General features: G+C 65.0%; 12 protein-coding genes and 2 tRNA genes. 10 read left to right on the top strand and 4 right to left on the bottom strand.

Going from position 1 to position 19714, the window contains the following annotated elements; all coding sequences use genetic code 11:
* Positions 1-2181: an ATP-dependent DNA helicase UvrD2 gene (locus JOE41_RS03770; RefSeq protein ID WP_374068675.1), complete on the top strand. Its 2181-nt coding sequence runs from the start codon at positions 1-3 to the stop codon at positions 2179-2181.
* Positions 2181-2816, top strand: coding sequence for a M48 family metallopeptidase (locus JOE41_RS21155; RefSeq protein WP_011692592.1), 636 nt, complete (start codon positions 2181-2183; stop codon positions 2814-2816). Before JOE41_RS03770 ends, JOE41_RS21155 begins: the two co-directional genes overlap by 1 nt.
* A 20-nt stretch (positions 2817-2836) precedes the next feature.
* On the opposite strand, the gene JOE41_RS03760 is transcribed toward JOE41_RS21155, so the two are convergent.
* Entirely contained in the window at positions 2837-4288 is a 1452-nt protein-coding gene (locus JOE41_RS03760) for a zinc-dependent metalloprotease (RefSeq protein ID WP_209750975.1), read from the bottom strand.
* 219 nt (positions 4289-4507) lie between these two features.
* Here JOE41_RS03760 and JOE41_RS03755 point away from each other — a divergent pair, with 219 nt between their 5' ends.
* The 5 genes from JOE41_RS03755 (at position 4508) to JOE41_RS03735 (ending at position 10738) form a co-directional block, all read left to right on the top strand.
* Positions 4508-5671 carry a PDZ domain-containing protein gene (locus tag JOE41_RS03755; RefSeq protein ID WP_209750973.1) on the top strand — a complete coding sequence of 388 codons (1164 nt, stop codon included), beginning with the start codon at positions 4508-4510 and terminating at the stop codon, positions 5669-5671.
* 160 nt (positions 5672-5831) lie between these two features.
* The gene (locus JOE41_RS03750; RefSeq protein ID WP_011692589.1) at positions 5832-8852 is read left to right on the top strand and encodes a UPF0182 family protein; all 3021 of its coding nucleotides are present in this window, start codon (positions 5832-5834) and stop codon (positions 8850-8852) included.
* 232 nt (positions 8853-9084) lie between these two features.
* Positions 9085-9158 (top strand) — tRNA-Met (locus tag JOE41_RS03745).
* 224 nt (positions 9159-9382) lie between these two features.
* Positions 9383-9459 (top strand) — tRNA-Met (locus JOE41_RS03740).
* A 340-nt stretch (positions 9460-9799) separates the two neighbouring features.
* Positions 9800-10738 (top strand): cytochrome b/b6 domain-containing protein, encoded by a 939-nt coding sequence (locus JOE41_RS03735; protein ID WP_209750971.1) that lies wholly within the window; start codon positions 9800-9802, stop codon positions 10736-10738.
* A 36-nt stretch (positions 10739-10774) separates the two neighbouring features.
* On the opposite strand, the gene JOE41_RS03730 is transcribed toward JOE41_RS03735, so the two are convergent.
* On the bottom strand, positions 10775-12199 hold the full coding sequence (locus tag JOE41_RS03730) for a deoxyribodipyrimidine photo-lyase (RefSeq protein WP_209750969.1): 1425 nt from the start codon (positions 12197-12199) through the stop codon (positions 10775-10777).
* Positions 12200-12407: 208 nt separating this feature from the next.
* On the opposite strand from JOE41_RS03730, the gene JOE41_RS03725 reads away from it, so the two are divergent.
* Positions 12408-13652 (top strand): hypothetical protein, encoded by a 1245-nt coding sequence (locus JOE41_RS03725; protein WP_209750967.1) that lies wholly within the window; start codon positions 12408-12410, stop codon positions 13650-13652.
* A gap of 88 nt (positions 13653-13740) precedes the next feature.
* Here the strand turns inward: JOE41_RS03725 and JOE41_RS03720 are convergent, their stop codons facing one another.
* Together JOE41_RS03720 and JOE41_RS03715 are read right to left on the bottom strand one after the other, a co-directional pair.
* Positions 13741-14532 (bottom strand): PspA/IM30 family protein, encoded by a 792-nt coding sequence (locus JOE41_RS03720; RefSeq protein ID WP_043430842.1) that lies wholly within the window; start codon positions 14530-14532, stop codon positions 13741-13743.
* 111 nt (positions 14533-14643) lie between these two features.
* Positions 14644-16689, bottom strand: coding sequence for a TPM domain-containing protein (locus JOE41_RS03715; protein ID WP_209750965.1), 2046 nt, complete (start codon positions 16687-16689; stop codon positions 14644-14646).
* Positions 16690-16988: 299 nt separating this feature from the next.
* Here JOE41_RS03715 and JOE41_RS03710 point away from each other — a divergent pair, with 299 nt between their 5' ends.
* Complete coding sequence (locus JOE41_RS03710) at positions 16989-18626, top strand: S1C family serine protease (protein WP_209750963.1); 1638 nt, start codon at positions 16989-16991, stop codon at positions 18624-18626.
* A 277-nt stretch (positions 18627-18903) separates the two neighbouring features.
* Entirely contained in the window at positions 18904-19704 is an 801-nt protein-coding gene (locus tag JOE41_RS03705; protein ID WP_209753527.1) for an electron transfer flavoprotein subunit beta/FixA family protein, read from the top strand.
* The last annotated feature ends 10 nt before the right edge of the window (positions 19705-19714 follow it).

Here is a 19714-nt window from a genome sequence, read left to right as displayed (position 1 = left end):
GTGACAACTGACAATTTTGAACGCACCCTGCCCGGCGACGGCGCGTCCCCCGATCCCGCCCTGCTGGACACCCGGTCCTTGGAAGAGCGCATTCTCGGCGGTTTGGACGACGAGCAGCGGGAGGTTGCGAGCACGCTGAACGGACCCCTCTGCGTGCTCGCGGGTGCCGGCACCGGAAAGACGCGCGCCATCACCCACCGCATCGCCTATGGCGTGCACTCAGGCGTCTACAGCCCGCAGCGGCTGTTGGCCGTGACATTTACTGCGCGCGCAGCGGCGGAGATGCGGAGCCGGCTCCGGGATCTCGGGGTGGGCAACGTCCAGGCGAGGACGTTCCACGCTGCCGCGCTGAGGCAGTTGCAATTCTTCTGGCCGCAGGCCGTCGGCGGGGCGCTGCCGAATCTCCTCGACCACAAGGCACAGATGATCGCCGAGGCCGCCCGCCGACTCCGGCTCAGCACGGACCGTGCATCCATCAGGGACCTCGCCTCCGAGATCGAGTGGGCCAAGGTGTCCATGCTGACGCCGGCGAACTACCTCGAGAACGCGCAGGACCGCGGCAACCCCGGAGGGTTCGACCTGACAGCTGTGGCACGGGTGTTCCAGTCCTATGAGGACGTCAAAACGGACCGCAACGTCATCGACTTTGAGGACGTCCTGCTAATCACTGTAGGGATCCTGCAGGAGGACCCGAAGGTGGCAGCTACCGTCCGCGAACAATACCGCCACTTCGTGGTGGACGAATACCAGGACGTCTCGCCGTTGCAACAGCGGCTCCTGGAGCTCTGGCTGGGAGGACGCGATGAGCTGTGCGTCGTTGGCGACGCCAGCCAGACCATCTACTCGTTTACCGGCGCCTCACCCAAACACCTGCTCGGTTTCAAAGCCATGTACCCCGGCGCCAACGTCGTCAAGCTGATCCGGGATTACCGCTCCACGCCGCAGGTGGTAAAGCTCGCCAATGACCTGCTCGCGGGACGGCGCAGCGGCGGCCCCGTGGCGGACGCCGCGTGGGCGGCGCCGCTCAAGCTCGTCGCGCAACGGCCGCCGGGGCCTCCGCCGCAGTTCACAGAGTGCGCGGATGATGAAGCCGAAGCCGCGACGGTAGCTATCAAGATCCGCGAACTGCTCGACGCCGGCACCCCGGCCAGCGAGATCGCCGTGCTGTTCCGCACCAACGGGCAGTCCGAGGCCTATGAACAGGCTTTGGCTTCAGCCGGAATCGGCTACCAGCTGCGCGGCGGAGAACGGTTCTTCGCCCGGAAGGAAGTGCGGGACGCAATCCTCCAGCTGAGGGCTGCCACCCGGGCCGCTGCCGAAACGTCGGAACCCGAGCCCCTGGGCCAGCTTGTCCGGGACATCGTGGCGTCCCTGGGCTACACGGAGTCCGCCCCGCACAACGGCGGAGCGCTGCGGGAACGCTGGGAGTCGCTGGCGGCACTGGTTGCCCTGGCGGATGAGCTGGTGCTGAGCCGGGGCCCGCAGTTCAGCCTTTCGGATTTTGTCAACGAATTGCAGGAACGGTCGCTTGCCCAGCATGCCCCCACCGTCCAAGGTGTGACCCTGGCGTCGCTGCACGCCGCCAAGGGGCTCGAATGGGATGCGGTCTTCCTCGTGGGCCTCTGCGAAGGGCTCATGCCGATCTCGTTCGCCGACTCCCCGGAGGACGTGGATGAGGAGCGCCGGTTGCTGTACGTGGGCATCACCCGCGCGCGCGAGCACTTATCGCTGTCCTGGTCGTTGGCCCGGACCCCCGGCGGCAGGGCAAACCGGAAGCCGTCGCGGTTCCTGGACGGCCTTCGGCCGGACTCGGTGGCCAGTTCGACGGCGCGCGGCAAGGGCCCCGCTCCGCGGCGGAAGGCAGCGACACCTGCGATGTGCCGGGTCTGCGGAAGCATGCTGTCCAACGGCGCCGAACGCAAGGTCGGCCGCTGCAGCCAGTGCCCGCCGAGCTACGAGGAACAGACCTTCGACGCGCTGCGCCAGTGGCGGAAGGATGTGGCTCTTGCCGCCGAAGTTCCGGCGTTCGTGGTGTTTACCGATGCGACGTTGACTGCGATCGCGGAGGCACGGCCGGCGTCCCTCGAGGAATTGTCCCAGCTGGCCGGAATCGGTCCCTCGAAGCTGGAGAAGTACGGCGAAGCCGTGCTCGAGGTCCTCACGGAAAGCGGCAGCGCCTGATGGCCGGAAGCGCCCAACCACGGGCGATTCCGCAGACTACCTCCGACGGCGCCCCGGTGCTGGTCCGTCGTTCCGCGCGCCGTCGCCGGACCGTGGCCGCGTTCTGGGAGAACGGAACGGCCGTGGTGGCAATCCCGGCGCATTTCAGCAAGGCACAGGAAAGCGAATGGGTCCACCGGATGCTGGAGAAGCTCCGGCTGCAGGGAACCCGGCGGTCGCGCGGGGCAGGACAGCGCAGGCCGGCCACGGACGCCGCCCTGGCCGCGCACGCAGCCGAACTGTCGGCGAAGTACCTTGGGGGCCGTTCCGTGCCGACTTCAGTGCGCTGGGTCAGCAACCAGAATTCCCGCTGGGGTTCGGCCACACCCGCGGACGGAACCATCCGGCTTTCGGACAAGCTGCGGCCCATGCCGCAGTGGGTGATTGACTACGTGCTGCTGCACGAACTGGCGCATCTGCTCGTCGCCGGGCACAACGCCGCGTTTTGGCGCCTCCTGGAGGCCTACCCCGAAACCCAGCGGGCCAAGGCGTTCCTCGAGGGCGTCGCGTTCGCCACGTCCCGCGGAATCTCACCGGACGTTGACGGAGACAGCACGAGCACTGACGGAACCAACGTTCCGTCAGTGCTCGGCTAGCGGGCAGGAAAGCCAGCAGGTCAGGCCCGAGGCGTCCCGCCGTCGTCGTCCGTGCCCGAACCGCCCGTTTCCGTGGCGGAGCCGTCATTGTCCTTGTCGGGGGCTGCATCGTCCGCGGCCGGTTCGTCGAATCCGCCGTTCAACAGTTTCTGCAGGGCGTCATCCACCTCCGTGTCGCTCGCTTCGGCGAGCTTGCGCCGCGCACTGAACCCCTGCGGGTCGTCCAGGTCCTCGCCTGTGGGCAGGAGGTCCGGGTGCTGCCAGATGGCGTCCCGGCCCTCGGTGCCACGTTCTTCCTTGAGCGAGGCCCACAGGGCGGCAGCCTCGCGAAGGCGGCGGGGACGCAGCTCCAGGCCCACCAGGGACGAGAAGGCGTGCTCTGCCGGGCCGCCGGTGGCACGGCGCCGCCGGACCGTTTCACGCAGTGCCGATGCCGAGGGCAGGAACTTCTCCGTGGCCGCTGCGGTCAGTTCGTCCACCCAGCCTTCAACCAGCGCCAGCGCCGTTTCCAGTTTTTCCAGTGCCTGTTCCTGGGCGGGCGTCCGCTGGGGCATGAAAACGCCCTGGGACAGCGCCTCCTGGATGCCTTCGGGATTGCTGGGGTCGATTTCCCGCGCCAGTTCCTCGATCTTGGACGTGTCTATGTGGATGCCACGGGCGTAGGCCTCGATGGCACCCAGCAGGTGTCCGCGGAGCCAGGGCACCTGGACGAAGAGCCGGGCGTGCGCTGCTTCCCGCACCGCCAGGAAAAGCCGGATGTCGTTTTCGGGCAGGCTCAGGCCTTCGCCGAACTTGGCCACATTGGCCGGGAGAAGGGCCATTTCCAGGTCGGCCAGCGGCACCCCGATGTCCGTTGAACTCACTACTTCCGCAGACAGGGCGCCGATGGCCTGGCCCAGCTGCATGCCGAAGATGGCACCGCCCATGTTCTGCAGCATGGATGAAGCTCCGCCCATCATGGACTTCATTTCTTCGGGCATCTGCTCGGTCATGGCGGTGGACAGTGCATTGGCAATGCTATTCGCCACCGGTTCGGTGAGCCGCTTCCACGTGCCGAGCGTCTCCTCCACCCATTCCGCCCGGGACCATGCCCGGCCGATCAGGCCTGTCGCGGGGAGGTCCGTGACCTGGTCAAGCCACAGTTCGGCCAAGCGCAGTGCCTCATCGATGTCGCGCGACTGTTGCGCCGTGACAGAGGGGTCGGAGCCGCTCGCTGCCACCCGCCTCGCGTTGTCGTGGGCAAGCTGCCAGTTGACGGGCCCTTCAGAGGGGGCGCTCATCATGGCCTGCACCTGCGAGAACATCTGGGCAAGCAGGTTCGGATCGTCAGGAAGGCCTGCGGCCTTGGCCAGCTCGGCGGGGTCTATGTCGCCCATGCCCTTCCCGCCCATAAGGTTCTGAAGCATTTCCGCAAGCGGATCCTTGGGGTTGTCGTCGTCGCCATTGGACGGATTGAGTGGGTTGGAGGTCATGATCCCGCCGATCGTCGGTGTGACTGTTGCTCACCTTCACGGTACCCCGGTGCCTTGGCGGCTGTCTGCCGAATCCGGCCCCGTTCGCTGTAGGCAAAGAGCGGCAGCGCCCGCTCAACGCGTAGTGTTAGTAATCGGAATATTTGCAGGCTGCCGTCAGTGCGATCCGGTTCAGCCACGGGGCCGCGTCCGCGGGCGCAGGTACGGAGAGGTCCTTCATTGACAATCACTCAGGGTGACCAGGTTCCGGGGGATCCGGCGGAATCCGGAAGCGGCAGCGGTAGCCCGCGCGGCAGGCTTTTGCGCCGGCCCAAGTCCCGCCGGGCCAAAGCACGCGATAACCGCTACCCCGCCATGGTGACCTCCGGGCTGGTGGCACTGGCACTGGGTATCACCGCCGCGAGCCTTCCCGTGCCCTATGTCGTGGAATCGCCCGGGCCAACCTTCAACACCCTCGCCAACGACAACGGCAAACCGGTCATCAGCGTGACCGGCCGCGAGACGTTCCCGGCCAAGGGCAACCTGGACCTCACCACTGTCTATGTCGACGGCGGACCCAATGGCCCGGTCAGCGTATTCGAGGCTTTCTCAGCCTGGCTGGACAAGTCGAAGGCTGTTTATCCGGAAGAGCTCATCTTTCCGAGCGGGGTCACCAAGGAGGAATCCCAGCAGGAGAGTGCTGTGGCCATGACCACTTCCCAGGAGAACGCCACGGCGTCCGCCCTGAAGGAGCTTGATATTCCCTTTGAGCAGAAACTGCGGGTGGCCGACCTCGCGGAGCGGTCGGCGTCCGCCGGCAAGCTGCAGGCCGGCGATGTGTTCAACACTGTGAACGGCAAGCCTGTGACGTCGCTCAGCGTAGTGCAGGAGGAACTTGCCGCCGGGCAGGGCAAACCGGCCATCGTCGTCGTCGACCGGAACGGAACGCCGGTGACCGAAACTATTACCCCCACGGAGAACGCGGCAGGCAAGTTCATCCTTGGTGTGCTGCTGCAGTACGACTTCAAGTTCCCCTTTGACGTGAAGATTTCCCTCGACAAGGTGGGTGGCCCCAGCGCGGGCATGATGTTCGCCCTGGGCATCATCGACACCGTCACCCCGGGGGACCTGACCGGAGGCAAACACATCGCCGGGACCGGCACCATCACGCCCGACGGCGTCGTGGGATCCATCGGCGGTATCGGACAGAAGATGTACGGTGCCAGGGCGGACGGCGCGGAGGTGTTCCTGGCACCGGCAGCCAACTGCCCGGAAGTGGTGGGACACATTCCGGACGGGCTGCAGGTGGTCAAAGTCGAGAACCTGGCCGAGGCACGGGAAGCCGTCACCGTGATCGGTTCAGGCGGGGACACATCCGGGCTTCCCGCGTGCACCAGCAACTAGACTAATTGCAGGAACTAAGCACTAGTGCCACTCGTGGCACTAGTGAACGCTGCTGAGCCCCGTGTTCGGGGTGACGCGGCAGTTCTAGCAGCACATCATCACGCGCACCCTGATTTCTTGACAAGACCAGTAACTGACAACCAGCTATGAGGTACCGAGTTTGTCCCGTCCCGCCAGCTCCACTCCGCCCGGAAGACCCCAGCCAAGGCGAGGTGCCTTGACGCCGACGTTGATCGTCGTTGCACTGGTTGTGGTCGGATTCATCTTCTTCGCCAATGTCTGGACCGATGTCCTCTGGTACCAGCAGCTCGGGTTCTTTGAAGTATTCCTCACGGAGAACCTGGCCCGGATCATCATCTTCCTTGCCGGCTTCGCGCTGATGTTCGTGGCCATGTTCTATGCCATTCGGATCGCGTACCACGCCCGTCCCGTCTACGCGCCGGACTCGGAGATCAGGGACAACCTGAACCGCTACCAGGCTCAACTGGAACCCGTCCGCCGGGTGGTCATGATCGGTCTGCCGGTGCTGTTCGGTCTCTTTGCCGGAAGTGCGGCCGCCAGTCAGTGGCAGAAGGTGCTGCTGTTCCTGAACCAGGAGCCGTTCGGCCAGAACGATCCGCAGTTCAACCTGGACATCAGCTTCTACCTGATGACCCTGCCGTTCCTCGGCTTCGTGACCGGCTTCCTCATCAGCGTCGTTGTGGTCGCTGGTATCGCGGGAATCCTGACGCACTATCTCTACGGCAGCATCCGGATCATGGAACGCGGCATCTTCACCAGCCGTGCCGCCCAAATCCACCTCGCCGTCACCGGTGCGGTCTTCCTGCTTCTGCTTGGCGTGAACTTCTGGCTGGACCGCTATTCCTCAGTTCAGAACAGCAACGGACGCTGGGCCGGCGCCCTTTACACGGACGTCAACGCCGTCATCCCCACCAAATCGATCCTGGCTGTAGCCGCCGCGCTGGTGGCAATCCTGTTCATCGTCGCCGCAGTGATCGGCAAATGGCGACTGCCCGTCATCGGCACGGCAATGCTGGTCATCACCTCCATCCTCGCCGGCGGTGTCTACCCGTGGGTCATCCAGCAGTTCCAGGTGCGCCCGTCGGAACAGACCCTCGAGAGGCAGTTCATCGAGCGGAACATCAGCATGACCCGCGCCGCCTACGGCCTGGATAAGATCCAGGAGAAGCGGTACAACGCCACCACTAACGCCACCACAGGAGCACTGGCACCGGACGCGCAGACCACTGCCAATATCCGCCTCCTGGACCCGAACCTGATTTCGGACGCCTTCTCCCAGCTTGAGCAGTACCGTCCCTACTACCAGTTCCCGAGCGCGCTCAACGTGGACCGGTATGAAGTTGACGGCAAGGTGCAGGACACTGTGATTGCTGTCCGCGAGCTGAACCCGGACGGCCTCAGCGCCAACCAGCAGTCCTGGCTGAACCGGCACGTGGTCTACACCCACGGTTACGGCGTAGTGGCCGCTAAGGGCAACAAGTTCACCGCCGACGGCAAGCCTGAGTTCCTGCAGGCCGGCATTCCATCCACCGGCGTGCTCGGCAACGATTCGACGTACCAGCCCCGGATCTACTTCGGCGAAAACTCGCCCGAGTACTCGATCGTAGGGGCACCCGAGGGTTCGCCGCACCGTGAGCAGGACCGTCCCGCCGGCAAGGAAGGCGATGGCGAAACCCAGTACACCTTCACCGGCAACGGCGGCCCGAACGTAGGCAGCTTCTTCAACAAGGTCCTCTACGCGATCAAGTTCCAATCGTCCGACCTGCTGCTGTCCGACGGCGTCAACGCCGAGTCGCAGATCCTCTACGACCGCAACCCGCGGGACCGCGTCGAAAAGGTGGCCCCCTACCTCACGGTCGACGGCAACGCCTACCCGGCGGTGGTGGACGGCCGCGTGAAGTGGATCGTGGACGGCTACACCACCAGCCAGTACTACCCGTACTCGCAGCAGGAGCAACTGTCCGCAGCCACCGCTGATTCGCAGACCACGGCCGGGCGCACGGTCGCGTTGCCGAATAGCTCGGTGAACTACATCCGCAACTCCGTGAAGGCAACGGTTGACGCCTACGACGGCTCGGTGACGCTTTACGCCTGGGATGATCAGGACCCGGTGCTGAAGGCATGGCAGAACGTCTTCCCGACATCCCTGAAGCCCTATTCGGAGATGTCCGGCGCGCTTATGAGCCACGTCCGCTACCCCGAGGACCTGTTCAAGGTCCAGCGCGAACTGCTGGGCCGCTACCACGTCACGCAGCCGGACAACTTCTACACGAACAACGATGCCTGGTCCGTGCCGAACGATCCCACGGTCAAGGAAGAGGTCAAGCAGCCGCCGTTCTACATGTCACTGCAGATGCCGGACCAGGACAAGCCCGCCTTCCAGCTCACGTCGTCGTTCATTCCGCAGGTGGTCAACGGCACCGCTCGCAACGTGCTCTACGGCTTCCTGGCCGCGGACTCCGATGCCGGCAACCAGAAGGGCGTGAAGGCGGAAAGCTACGGCCAGCTACGGCTGCTGCAGATTCCTCCGGAAGCTCAGGTCCCGGGCCCGGGCCAGGCCCAGAACAAGTTCAACTCCGATCCCACAGTGTCCCAGGCGTTGAACCTGCTCCGGCAAGGCGCGTCGGCCGTCCTCAACGGCAACCTGCTGACCCTCCCGGTGGGCGGCGGTTTGCTGTACGTGCAGCCTGTCTACCTCCGCTCCACGGGCGAAACGTCCTACCCCACACTGCAGCGCGTGCTGGTTGCCTTCGGTGACAAGATCGGGTTCGCGCCGACACTGGATGAAGCGCTGAACCAACTCTTCGGCGGCCAGTCGGGCGCCAAGGCCGGTGACTTTGCCAATAACGGCCAGACACCGCCGCCCGCAGCCGGAGGAAGCACTCCGCCGGCCACCGGTGGTACGGACGCCAAGGCGGAACTGAAAGCCGCGCTGGATGAGGCGAACGCAGCCATCCGTGCGGGCCAGGAGGCTCTGGCCAAGGGGGACTTCGCCGCCTACGGCGAGCAGCAGAAGAAGCTGTCCGCCGCCCTCCAGAAGGCGATCGATGCCGAAGCGAAGCTCGGTTCGGAAGGTGCCTCGCCGACGCCGGGAGCCACCACGGCTCCCACAGCGACCCCGTCGGCCGCCGCGACGCCGTCGCCCTCTCCGAGTAACTGATCAGGGGGAGCGTGCTCCCCGTAACGCCCGCCCGCAAGGCCGGTTTCCCTTCCAGCAGGAAGGGGAAACCGGCCTTTGCGGTTTCCGGCTGGAGTACCAATTCCCGGGCCCGGTAGCGCCGGTCAGGAAGCCCGGTAGCGCGGGTCCGGAAGGCCCGTGTCGACGCGGAGACGCAGATCACGTCCCCTCAATTTGGTCTGACGTTCACCGGCAGGTAATGTTGTTCTTGCGACGCGGGGTGGAGCAGTTCGGTAGCTCGCTGGGCTCATAACCCAGAGGTCACAGGTTCAAATCCTGTCCCCGCAACTGACGGAAAGACCCGGAATTCTCGAAAGAGAATTCCGGGTCTTTTGCTTTGCTGCCGGCGGGTTGCACATGGGCCGTCCGGCGGACCGTTGAGCGGACCGCTCGGTGGAGCGTCCGGCGGACCGTTGAGCGGACCGCTCGGTGGAGCGTCCGGCGGACCGGTAGTGGTCCAGGCATGGGGTGGTCGGGACGGTCCCAAAAGTAGGGTAGTGTTGATCAAGCGACGCGGGGTGGAGCAGTTCGGTAGCTCGCTGGGCTCATAACCCAGAGGTCACAGGTTCAAATCCTGTCCCCGCAACCACTATGAGAGGCCCTGACCGGGAATTATGCCGGTCAGGGCCTCTTTTCTTGTCTGAAGCACTCCAACTACTAGCATTTCCTAGTATTCTCATTCCCGGGGGCAACGACCTGCGGTGCCATGCGGCTGTTCGATGTCGATCAACGCATGGGCTGGCCGCCGCCTCCAGGCGGGGGTCGCTATGTTGCGGGGCATGACCGAAGCCCCGCACGGGTTCGCTCTTCCGCTGTTCATGATTCAAGCTATTAAGGCGCACTTAACCCGGCCGCCGCTCCTGTCGGTGCACCCGGCAGGGCGGACCCGCCTGTTTCTAGTCGATCATTCTCGAGAGGAATGCTGCTCGATGTCTCTACCAACCAAGAAGAAGTCCGGACCTGCGAAGAGCAAATGGGCCAAGCTGTACTGGGCAGTTCCGGCCGCGCTCGTTGCCCTTCTTCTCGTGGTACTGCTCGCTAAGTGGGTCACGGGGCTCGCCGGGGTAAAAGACTTCCTGGCGGCCTACCCGGGCCATACAGAGCTGCCTGAGGGCACTCCCGTGGGGTTTCCGGCTTGGTTGGCGTGGCAACACTTCCTCAACGGCTTCTTCCTGCTGCTGATCATCCGTTCCGGCTGGCAGGTGCGCACGCAGACGCGTCCGGCCGCCTACTGGACCCGGAACAACAAGGGCCTGGTCCGTACCAGGAATGCGCCGACGAAGATCAGCCTGGCGCTGTGGTTCCATCTTGTCCTTGACGCGCTGTGGATCCTCAACGGCATCGTGTTCGCGGTCCTGATCTTCGCCACCGGCCAGTGGGCCAGGATCGTACCCACCAGCTGGGATGTCTTCCCGAACGCGCTCTCGGCCGCGCTGCAGTACGCCTCGCTGAACTGGCCGACGGAGAACGGTTGGGTCAACTACAACGCCCTCCAGCTATTGACGTACTTCCTGACCGTCTTCATCGCGGCGCCCCTGGCCTTCATCACGGGCCTGCGGATGTCCTCGGCGTGGCCTAAGAATGCCAAGGCGCTGAACAAGGCCTATCCAATCGAGGCTGCCCGCGCCGTGCACTTCCCGGTGATGATCTACTTCGTCGCCTTCATTGTGGTCCACGTTTTCCTGGTGCTGGCCACCGGAGCCCTCCGGAACCTCAACCACATGTACGGCGGCAGCGACGACGTCAGCTGGGTGGGATTCGGCATCTTCGCGGCGTCCGTCGCAGTGATGGTCGCCGGGTGGTTCCTGGCACGGCCGCTCTTCCTGAGTCCCATAGCTTCCCTGATGGGCAAGGTCAGCAGCCGCTGACCGGTCCGCAGCAGGGGCGCCGGACCCTGCCGCAGCCTAGCTGTCCTTGAGCTTCTGGTATGTCTCCAGGGCCCGCTCACGCGACTCGGGCAGGCCCACCAACGGCTCCGGATAACCGGCGGCCAGTTCCGGCGCCTTCCACGGTTCGTGGATCTCTTTGTCACTCAGGTTCGCGATCTCCGGAATGAACTCCCGCAGGTAGCGGCCGGCGGCGTCGAATTTCTTGCTTTGCGTCACGGGGTTGAAGATCCGGAAATAGGGGGAGGCGTCCGCTCCGGAGCCCGCCACCCATTGCCAGTTGGCCGGGTTGCTTGCGGAATCGGCGTCCACCAGCGTGTCCCAGAACCAGGCTTCGCCCAGCCTCCAGTCCGCGAGCAGGTTCTTCACCAGGAACGACGCGGCAGCCATGCGGACGCGGTTGTGCATCCAACCCGTCTGCCACAGCTGGCGCATCCCGGCGTCCACCAGCGGATAGCCTGTCCGGCCCTGCTGCCAGGCTTCCAGTTCGGCGTCCGACGGCGTCTGCCATTCGAACCGGTCAAAGTCGGGACGGTAGTTTCGGCTGGCCAGCTCCGGGTTCTCGTACAGAAGCTGCCAGCAAAACTCGCGCCAGCCCAGTTCGGAGCGGAAGATTCCGACGTCGGCAGGAGCCTGGCGCGGGAAGCGCTCACGGAGCGCGTGCCAGATGCGGAAGGGACTGATCTCACCAAAGCGAAGATGGGGGGAGAGGCGGCTGGTGCCTTCGACTCCCGGCCGGTCGCGGCCGGTTCCATACTCCTCGACAGGGCCGTCCAGGAAGTCCTTCAGACGGCTGTGGGCGCCCGCTTCGCCGGGCGTCCACTGTTCCGCGAGTCCTGCGCTCCAGTCGGGCGTGCGGGGGAGAAGCGCCCAGCTGTCCAGGTCATCGCTTTGGGGCGGCCCGCCGTCTCCGTGCCCGGCGGGATGAGGCAGCGTGCCGGGGCCGTCGGAGGGGATCCGCGGCTCTCCGCTTTCGAGGCATGCGCGCCAGAAGGGCGTGAAGACCTTGTACGGCCCGCCCGCCCCGGTGCGGACGGTCCAGGGCTCGAACATGAGGCTGGCCTGGAAGCTCGCCGCATCAAGTCCCTGTTCCCCTGCCCAGGCTTTGACGCCGGCGTCGATGCTGCGTTCAGGTCCGCCGTACCTGCGGTTCCACCTGAGATGGGTGGCTCCGGTTTCGGCAGCCAGCTCCTGGATGATTCCTGCAGCGCTCCCGCGTCGAAGGACCAGTCGGGAGCCTGCCGCTTCCAGACCGCCGGCCAAGGACACCAATGAATGGTGGAGCCACCATTTGGCCGCCCCGCCGAGGGGCCGCACCCCCGGTGATTCTTCATCCAGAATGTAGACGACGGTCAGCGGGTGGCCCATGGCCGCCGCATCGGCCAGGGCCGGATTGTCATCGAGCCGAAGGTCGTCACGGAGCCAGACAATGGTGGAAGGCATGGTTCCACGGTACACGCCGGCGGGCGCTATTTACCGGCCGGTAACTTGGCCGTAGACTCGCTCCAGTTGTCCCCTGCGTTCATTCTCCGCACGGACGGTTCCGTTCGGATCAGGCTTTTTTCCTGTTGACATCGGCACCCGGCTGAGGCGGCCGGACGTCGGCCACCTGTGCGCCGCAATCTTGCCGCGTGCAGAAAAAGGATGACCAATGAAGCTATTCCTTTCCCCGGCCACGCGGCCCGGGACAGCTCGCCCGTGGCTCGCGGCCGCCAGAGCGCTCGTTGCGGCAATCGCAGCCGCTGCCACCGTGTCCGCTGCCATTGCCCCTTCGGCCCACGCCGCGCCCGTCGGCGGCGATGAGTGGGTGGTCAGCATGGGGGATTCCTACATTTCGGGGGAAGCGGGCCGCTGGGCCGGCAACTCGAGTGATCCCGGCCAGACTGATGCGCTGGGTGACGCGGCCTATCTTGATGCCGGTCGATCCGAGAGTACGGCCGGCTGCCACCGCTCCTCCTCGGCGGAGATCAGGATCGGGCAGGCACAGTCAGCGAATCTGGCGTGTTCCGGTGCCAAGACGGCCACGTCCTGGAACTCCTCCGGGGAATTCAAGCCTGGCCTGGATTTCTACAACGATGCTGCCGGCAATATGGGGCAGGCCCTTGCCCTGCAGAACTTCGCATCGGCCCACCGGGTCAAGATGGTGGTGGTCTCGGTGGGCGGGAACGATCTTGGTTTCGCCGGCATCATCGCCACGTGTGTGTCAAAGTTCATGACCAGCCCGTCCTGGGCTCCGAGTTACTGCAAGGACTCTACTGCGGTGGCTACGAACTTTTCGGCGACAAACCGGGCCGCAGTGGCATCCCGGATCGGCGTCTCGCTCGCGAACGTGGCGCAGGCCATGGCCGGCGCCGGCTATGCGCCCGGTGAATACAGCCTGGTGGTGCAGAACTACGTCTCGCCGCTGCCGCGCAGTTACGACATTGCCTACCCCGAAGCAGGGTTCAGCAGGCAGAGCACCTACGGTTGCGGATTCTGGAACGCGGACCTGGATTGGGCTTCGGGTACTGCCGTCCCCGCCATCAACTCCACCATTTCGGCCGGCATCGCTGCTTCGGGTCTGGACGGCGCTCACACGCTGAACGTGGCCGCGCTCTTCACCGGCCACGAACTGTGTGCGGACACAACGAAGAAGCTGGACAGCACCGCGCTGAGTGACTGGCGGGGCGCAGGCGCCGCGGACGTCAGCGAATGGATCAACGAGGTCCGGACCGCCAGCACCGTGTTCAGCGACTACTACATCCAGGAATCGCTGCACCCCAACTATTGGGGCCAGCTGGCCCTGCGCAACTGCCTGCGCCAGGTCTACAACGACGGCGACGTTCGTTCCGGCAGTTGCGTGGCGGCCGGGGCCGGGCTGACCACGGCAGGAGAACCTGCTGTCGCTCTGCGCTAGCCCGCTTTACGGCAAAGACGCAGCGAGGCCGGGGCCCCTTCGCGGGACCCCGGCCTCTCTGTGGTCCGGCCAAAACCGGAGGCGCAGCCTAGAGCTTGTCGAAATCAGCTTCTTCAACAGTGGAGCCGGCAGCCGAAGAATTGGCTGACGATCCGATGGCAGGCTTCGCGCCGCCGGACTTCAAAGCCGCGAGGCGGGCTTCGATCTCCGTCTGTTCGCCGAGGTCTTCCAGCTGGTTGAACTGTGCGTCAAGGCTGGACGCTGCCAGTTCCTGCTGACCGCGGACCTTGGCTTCTTCGCGGCGGATCTTCTCTTCGAAGCGGCCCACCTCGCTGGTGGGATCCATGAAGTCGATGCTCTTGAGGGCGTCGTGCACCTGGGACTGCGCGGCGGCGGTCTTGGAGCGGGCCACCAGCTCATTGCGCTTGCTGGTCAGCTCGTTGAGCTTGCCCTTCATCTGGTCCAGGCCGGTCTTGAGTTTTTCCACGACTTCGGTCTGCGAAGCGATGCTGGGCTCGGCAGCCTTGGCCTCGTTCTCGGCTGACATCTGGCGCTGGATGGCGACCTTGGCCAAGTTGTCGAACTTCTGGGCGTCCACGGTGTCGCCGCTGCTGCGGTACTCGTCGGCTTTGCGGGACGCCGCCAGGGCCTTGTTGCCCCAATCCTGGGCGTTCTTGACGTCCTCGTTGTAGTCGTCCTGGAGCATGCGCAGGTTTCCGATGGTCTGCGCAACGGCAGATTCAGCTTCGGCAATGTTGTTCGTGTAGTCCCGGACCATCTGGTCCAGCATTTTCTGCGGATCTTCGGCCTGGTCCAGCAAAGAGTTGATGTTCGCCTTTGCCAGCTGCGCCATACGGCCGAAAATGGACTGCTTAACCATGGTGTTGCCTTTCATCCTGCTCAGTGGTCGCCACTGAAATCAGTGAACAGTTGATGTACCGTTTCTACCCGGCGGCCGGCGGTACCGGCCGCCGCCTAGTCTGTGGATCGGCTAGAAGCTGCCGGAGTCCCCGCCGCCGAAATCGCCTCCGCCGAAGTCCCCGCCTCCGCCGCCGAAATCGCCGCCGCCCCAGCCGCCGCCGTCGCTGTGGCCGCCGCCCCAGCCGCCGCCGCTGCCTCCGTTGAGGATGGAGTTGATGAGGATGCCGCCCAGGATGGCGCCGCCGAGGCCGCCTCCGCCACCGCCGCCGAACATGCCGCCGCGGCCATAGCCCTGGTTTGCGTAGCCGAAGCTGTCCACATCCCCCTGGGCGAGTTGCGCGGCCTGGGCTGCCAGTGCGTGGGCCTGCTGGGCATAGGTCAGGGCGGTGACGGGATCATTGCGGGATATGGACAGGGCATAGTCCAGGTTCCGCTGGGCCTCGGCAAGGCGGGTCCGTGCTTCGGTTCCTACTCCGCCGCGACGCGCAGTGATGTAGTCCGAGGTGGCACTGATCTGGGCCTGGGCCGACATGATGGTCTGCTGCAACGACGCCTGCGCACGGCGGGCCTGCTCCTGCTGGTCGCGGATACCGGTCAGGGACTGGTCCAGTGACTGATGGGCCGCCTCCACCCGCTCCAGCGTGGCAATCGGATCGATCTTCCCACCCTGGATCTCCGCCTTGACCTGTGCCAGGGCCGCTTCCACTCCGGCTACCGGTCCGGCAAGTTCCGGATGGGCTCCTGACTGGATCATCGCTCTTGCCTGGGCGAGGTCCTGGGAGGTGTCCGCAACGGCGGCCTCAAGGCTGTTGCGTGCCTCGTCAAGGTTTCCGGAGACCTTGGTGATGGCTTCGAGGAGAACTTTTGTCTGGTGCAGGCTTTCCTCGGCGGCGCGGACGGCAACGGCGGCCAGGCTGCCCTCGCCGGAGGCCAACTTGTCCTGGGCAGTCGAGCTGGCATTTTGCACGAAGGCGAGCCGCTCCTTGGCCTGCCCGATGTTGTCCGAAACTTGCGCAAGGGCGCTGTCGGCATACTTGGCCCGCAGTTCAGTCAGTGTTTGCTCCGCGCTGGCGATCCGGGCGTCAGCATCGGTGGCACCGGCGTTCACTGCGGCAAGGGCCTGCGGTGCGTTCTTCTCCAGCTCCCGCAGGGAGTCGAAGTCTGCCTTTTGTTCCTGGAGGGAGGCCAGTGCAGCCTCCGAGCGGCGGATGATTTCGCCGAGCCAGCTGCGCTGCTGCTCCTCGGTGTCCGGAATATGGTCGTCAAGCTGCTGCTGCAGTTTGAAGGACTCGGACATGTGGCCCTTGGCTTCCTGCAGCGCCTTGGTGAAGTTTCCGACGGCGGCATCGCCGTACTGCGCCTGGGCGAACCCGAGTTCCTGTTCGCTCGAGTTGATGGCGTTATCAGCCTCAATAAGCAGCGAACCGCTCTTCCGGCGCAGTTCGTCCACGCTCAGTGAAGCCAGCGGGTCCAGCTCGGCACCCTGCGGGCCATAACTGGCACTCGAGGCGACTGCAGCCTTCTTCCGGCGGTTCCGGAAATAGAGGTAAGCACCCGCGCCACCGGCTACAACGACGCCGGTGCCGACTAGTACTGCCGCTCCGGCACCATCACCGGATGAGACGGTACCGCTGCCGCCGCCCGCGGCGTCGCCGACTGCCGATGCGGTGTCAATGGCGGCCTGGGCGTAGTCCTTCTTGCCACCGGCAAGGTTAGCCACGATGGCGTTCTGGGTGATGTTCGACTTCTTGGCGTAGATCGAACTCTTCGTAGACGGCGCAAAGTAGTACTGGCCTGCCGTGGAGATGGCGAGCAGGACGTCAGCGTTGCCCATCTTCTTCTGCGTAGCGACAGCCTCGCCCCAAGCCGTCGGGTCATCAGGGCTCTCGAAGGAGTTCACCGTAACCACGTAAAGGTTGTATTTGTGGTCCTTGAGGAGCTTCTGGATTGCGTCCTGCACTTCAGCCTTGCGGCTTCCGAGCACATTGGCCTTGTCCACGATGTTAGTGCCGGACGGAATAGGCACCGGGGCTTCGGCCCAGGCTGAGGTGGCGGGGACCGCCAGCAACCCGGCAAGGCCGATCACGGCGAGGAGACGTTTGAACTTAGACCGCATGTGCAACCCTTCAGCACTTCTGCGACTGATTCGGGCCGAGCCAGTCGTCACAGAATGCAGCAGCGCCCCCACGCATGTGTAAAGCCGCAGGTCGCTGTGGCAATTCCATTTGATTCTATGGTGCACCAATATGCCCGTCCACAACGGGGAATATGCCACCAGCGAAAAGCGCTGCACCCGTGGCCCGGACCCGCAAAAAATGGATTCCGACGGCGTTCAGGAACCTCCCAGCCAACGTCCCCTTTAGCTTCAGTCTGAGGGTCCATAGTTAAAGGCAGACAAGGACGAAAGGAAGTCTAATGACTGAGAACCCAGCACAGGGTGGATCGCCTGAGAACAGGGGTCCGGAAAAGCCCCGGGATGGCTGGCCCGCGCAGCCTCCTCATGCCGACACCCAACCGCTGGACGCGGCACACCGGGCGCAGCCGCAGTCAGCGGAGAAGCCGGCCGGAGACTCAGACCATGACAACCCGACCGCCCGGCTGGACCAGGCCCGGTCCGACAACGGACAGGCGCACCCCGGCGCGGACGGTGCCCCGCAGCCCGTCTATCCGCAGCACCAGCCGTTCTACGGCCAGCAGGGCGGCGCCGCCACCCAGCATGGCGCCCACACAGGAAGCGGCACATATTCAGGTGCCGGAGCCCCCCAGGCCGGCGGCCCGTACCAGGCCCACCAGCACCACCAGGGCAGCATCTACGCCTCCGATCCCGCGAGTGCGCCGAAGCGGAAAGCTGCCTTCGGCGTGGGAACCCTGGTTGCCAGCATCCTTGCCGCCGGCCTCGTGGGCGGCGGCGTGGTGGCGGCCAGTGACGCCTTCCTGACCAACGGTTCCACGTCTGCTGTCAGCGGCACCGGCAGCCAGCCCGGCACCGTGATCGTGAACAACAAGGACGACGTCAACGTCATCACTGCTGCTTCGGTGAAGGCGTCGCCGAGCGTTGTGACCATCAAGGCGACGAGCGGTAGCGACGGCGGCACCGGCTCAGGCATTATCCTCGACGACCAAGGCCATATCCTGACGAACACCCACGTGGTGACACTGGACGGCAAAACGGCCAACGCCACCATCGAAGTCCGCACGAATAGTGGCAAGGTTCTCACCGCCAAGATCGTGGGCACGGATCCCCTGAGCGACCTGGCTGTCATCAAGGTGGACAACGCGTCCGGGCTGACTCCGGCAACCCTTGGCGACTCCGGCAAGCTGAATGTGGGGGACACGGCCATCGCCATCGGTTCACCCCTGGGCCTGACAGGCACCGTCACCGACGGCATCGTCTCCACCCTGAACCGGACCATCAGCGTGGCTTCTTCTGCCGCGCCGAAGGATGGAGCGGACGATTCGCAGAGCAACGGCGAGGGCGGCTTCCAGTTTGCGCCGCCGGACGGCGGCCAGAGCCAAAGCCCCTCGAACCAGGGCTCCATCTCGATCAACGTGATCCAGACCGACGCCGCCATCAACCCCGGCAACTCCGGCGGTGCCCTGGTCAACAGCAAGGGTGAAGTCATCGGCGTGAATGTTGCCATCGCCTCGGCCGGGGGTGACTCAAGCTCCAGCACCAGCGGCAACATCGGCGTGGGCTTCAGCGTTCCCATCAACCACGCCAAGCGCGTGGCCCAGGAGATCATCGAGAACGGCAAGGCGACGCACGGCCAGTTCGGAGTCAGCGTCAAGGCGAAGTCGTCGACGTCGTCGAGCTCTTCCTTCTCGGTGGGCGCCGAAGTGGCCACAGTGGAGTCCGGCTCCGCTGCTGCCAAGGCCGGACTCAAGGTGGGCGACGTCGTCACGAAGTTCAACGACCTCACCATCAGTGATCCCAATCAGCTGACCGCAGCCGTCAGGGAGCAGCCCGCGGGCGCGTCTGTGAAGGTCACCATCCAGCGCGGAGGCCAGGAACAGCAGGTTGACGTGACGCTCGGCGCGGCAGCGGAGCAGTAAGGGCCGCATAAGGTTCCGGGCATAGGGCAGGACATGCCCCGGGCCCGCAGCAACCCGACCGTGGAGGCGGGGACACCGGTACGGTGGTCCCGCCTCCACGGTGTTAACCCGCGGTCCTTGGTGCCGCCTGACACAGGCGTTAACGGGACGGCGCGGGTGCCCCGCTATATGGTTAGCTTGGATCTACCCGCACCCCGGGGGAGATCCGCGGCCATGACCTCACCCGGCTGGCTATCCACAAGCATGGAAGGCTGCTGTACAGAAAGTGGAAGAGACATTGAAGATCATCGTTCTGGTCAAACATGTACCAGACGCGCAATTGGACCGTCACCTCAGCGACGAGGACAACACCACCGACCGCGCCGATAGCATCCTGTCCGAGCTGGACGAATACGCCCTGGAAGCTGCACTGCAGCTGACCGAGGCCCGCGGCGGAGCCAAAGCCGGCAACCAGGTCATCGCCCTCAGCATGGGTCCGGCGGGCGCCGTCAACGCCATCAAGAAGTCACTCCAGATCGGCGCCACCGAGGGCGTCCACCTCCGTGACGACGCCCTTGCCGGATCCGATGCCGCTGCGACCTCCCTGGCGCTGGCAGCAGCGGTCCGGCACATCGGAGCCGACGGCCCGGTGGACCTGGTCCTGACCGGCATGGCATCCACCGACGGCGAAACCTCCCTGGTGCCCGCGCAGCTTGCAGAGCGGCTTGACCTCCCGCAGGTCACGTTTGCCTCCGAACTCGAAGTTGACGGCGGCCGCGTCATCGCCCGCCGCGACAGCGACACCCACTACGACACCGTCGAGGCAACACTGCCCGCCGTCGTGTCCGTGACCGACCAGATCAACGAACCCCGGTTCCCCAACTTCAAGGGAATCATCGCGGCCAAGCGCAAGACGATCACCACCCTCACGCTCTCGGAGATCGGTGTGGACCCCGCAGAGGTGGGCAAGACCGGTTCCTGGACCGAAGTGAAAACGGCAGCTGCACGTCCGCCGCGCACCGCCGGCACCATCATCACCGACGAAGGCGACGCCGGCATCAAGCTGGTGGACTTCCTGGCCGCCCAGAAGCTGCTCTAAGAGGATCCCC

It is taken from the genome of Arthrobacter sp. PvP103 (assembly GCF_017833075.1).
Taxonomy (GTDB): Bacteria; Actinomycetota; Actinomycetes; order Actinomycetales; family Micrococcaceae; genus Arthrobacter.
Note: the sequence above shows the minus strand (reverse complement) of the source record. Positions and strands in the feature narration are given on the sequence as shown.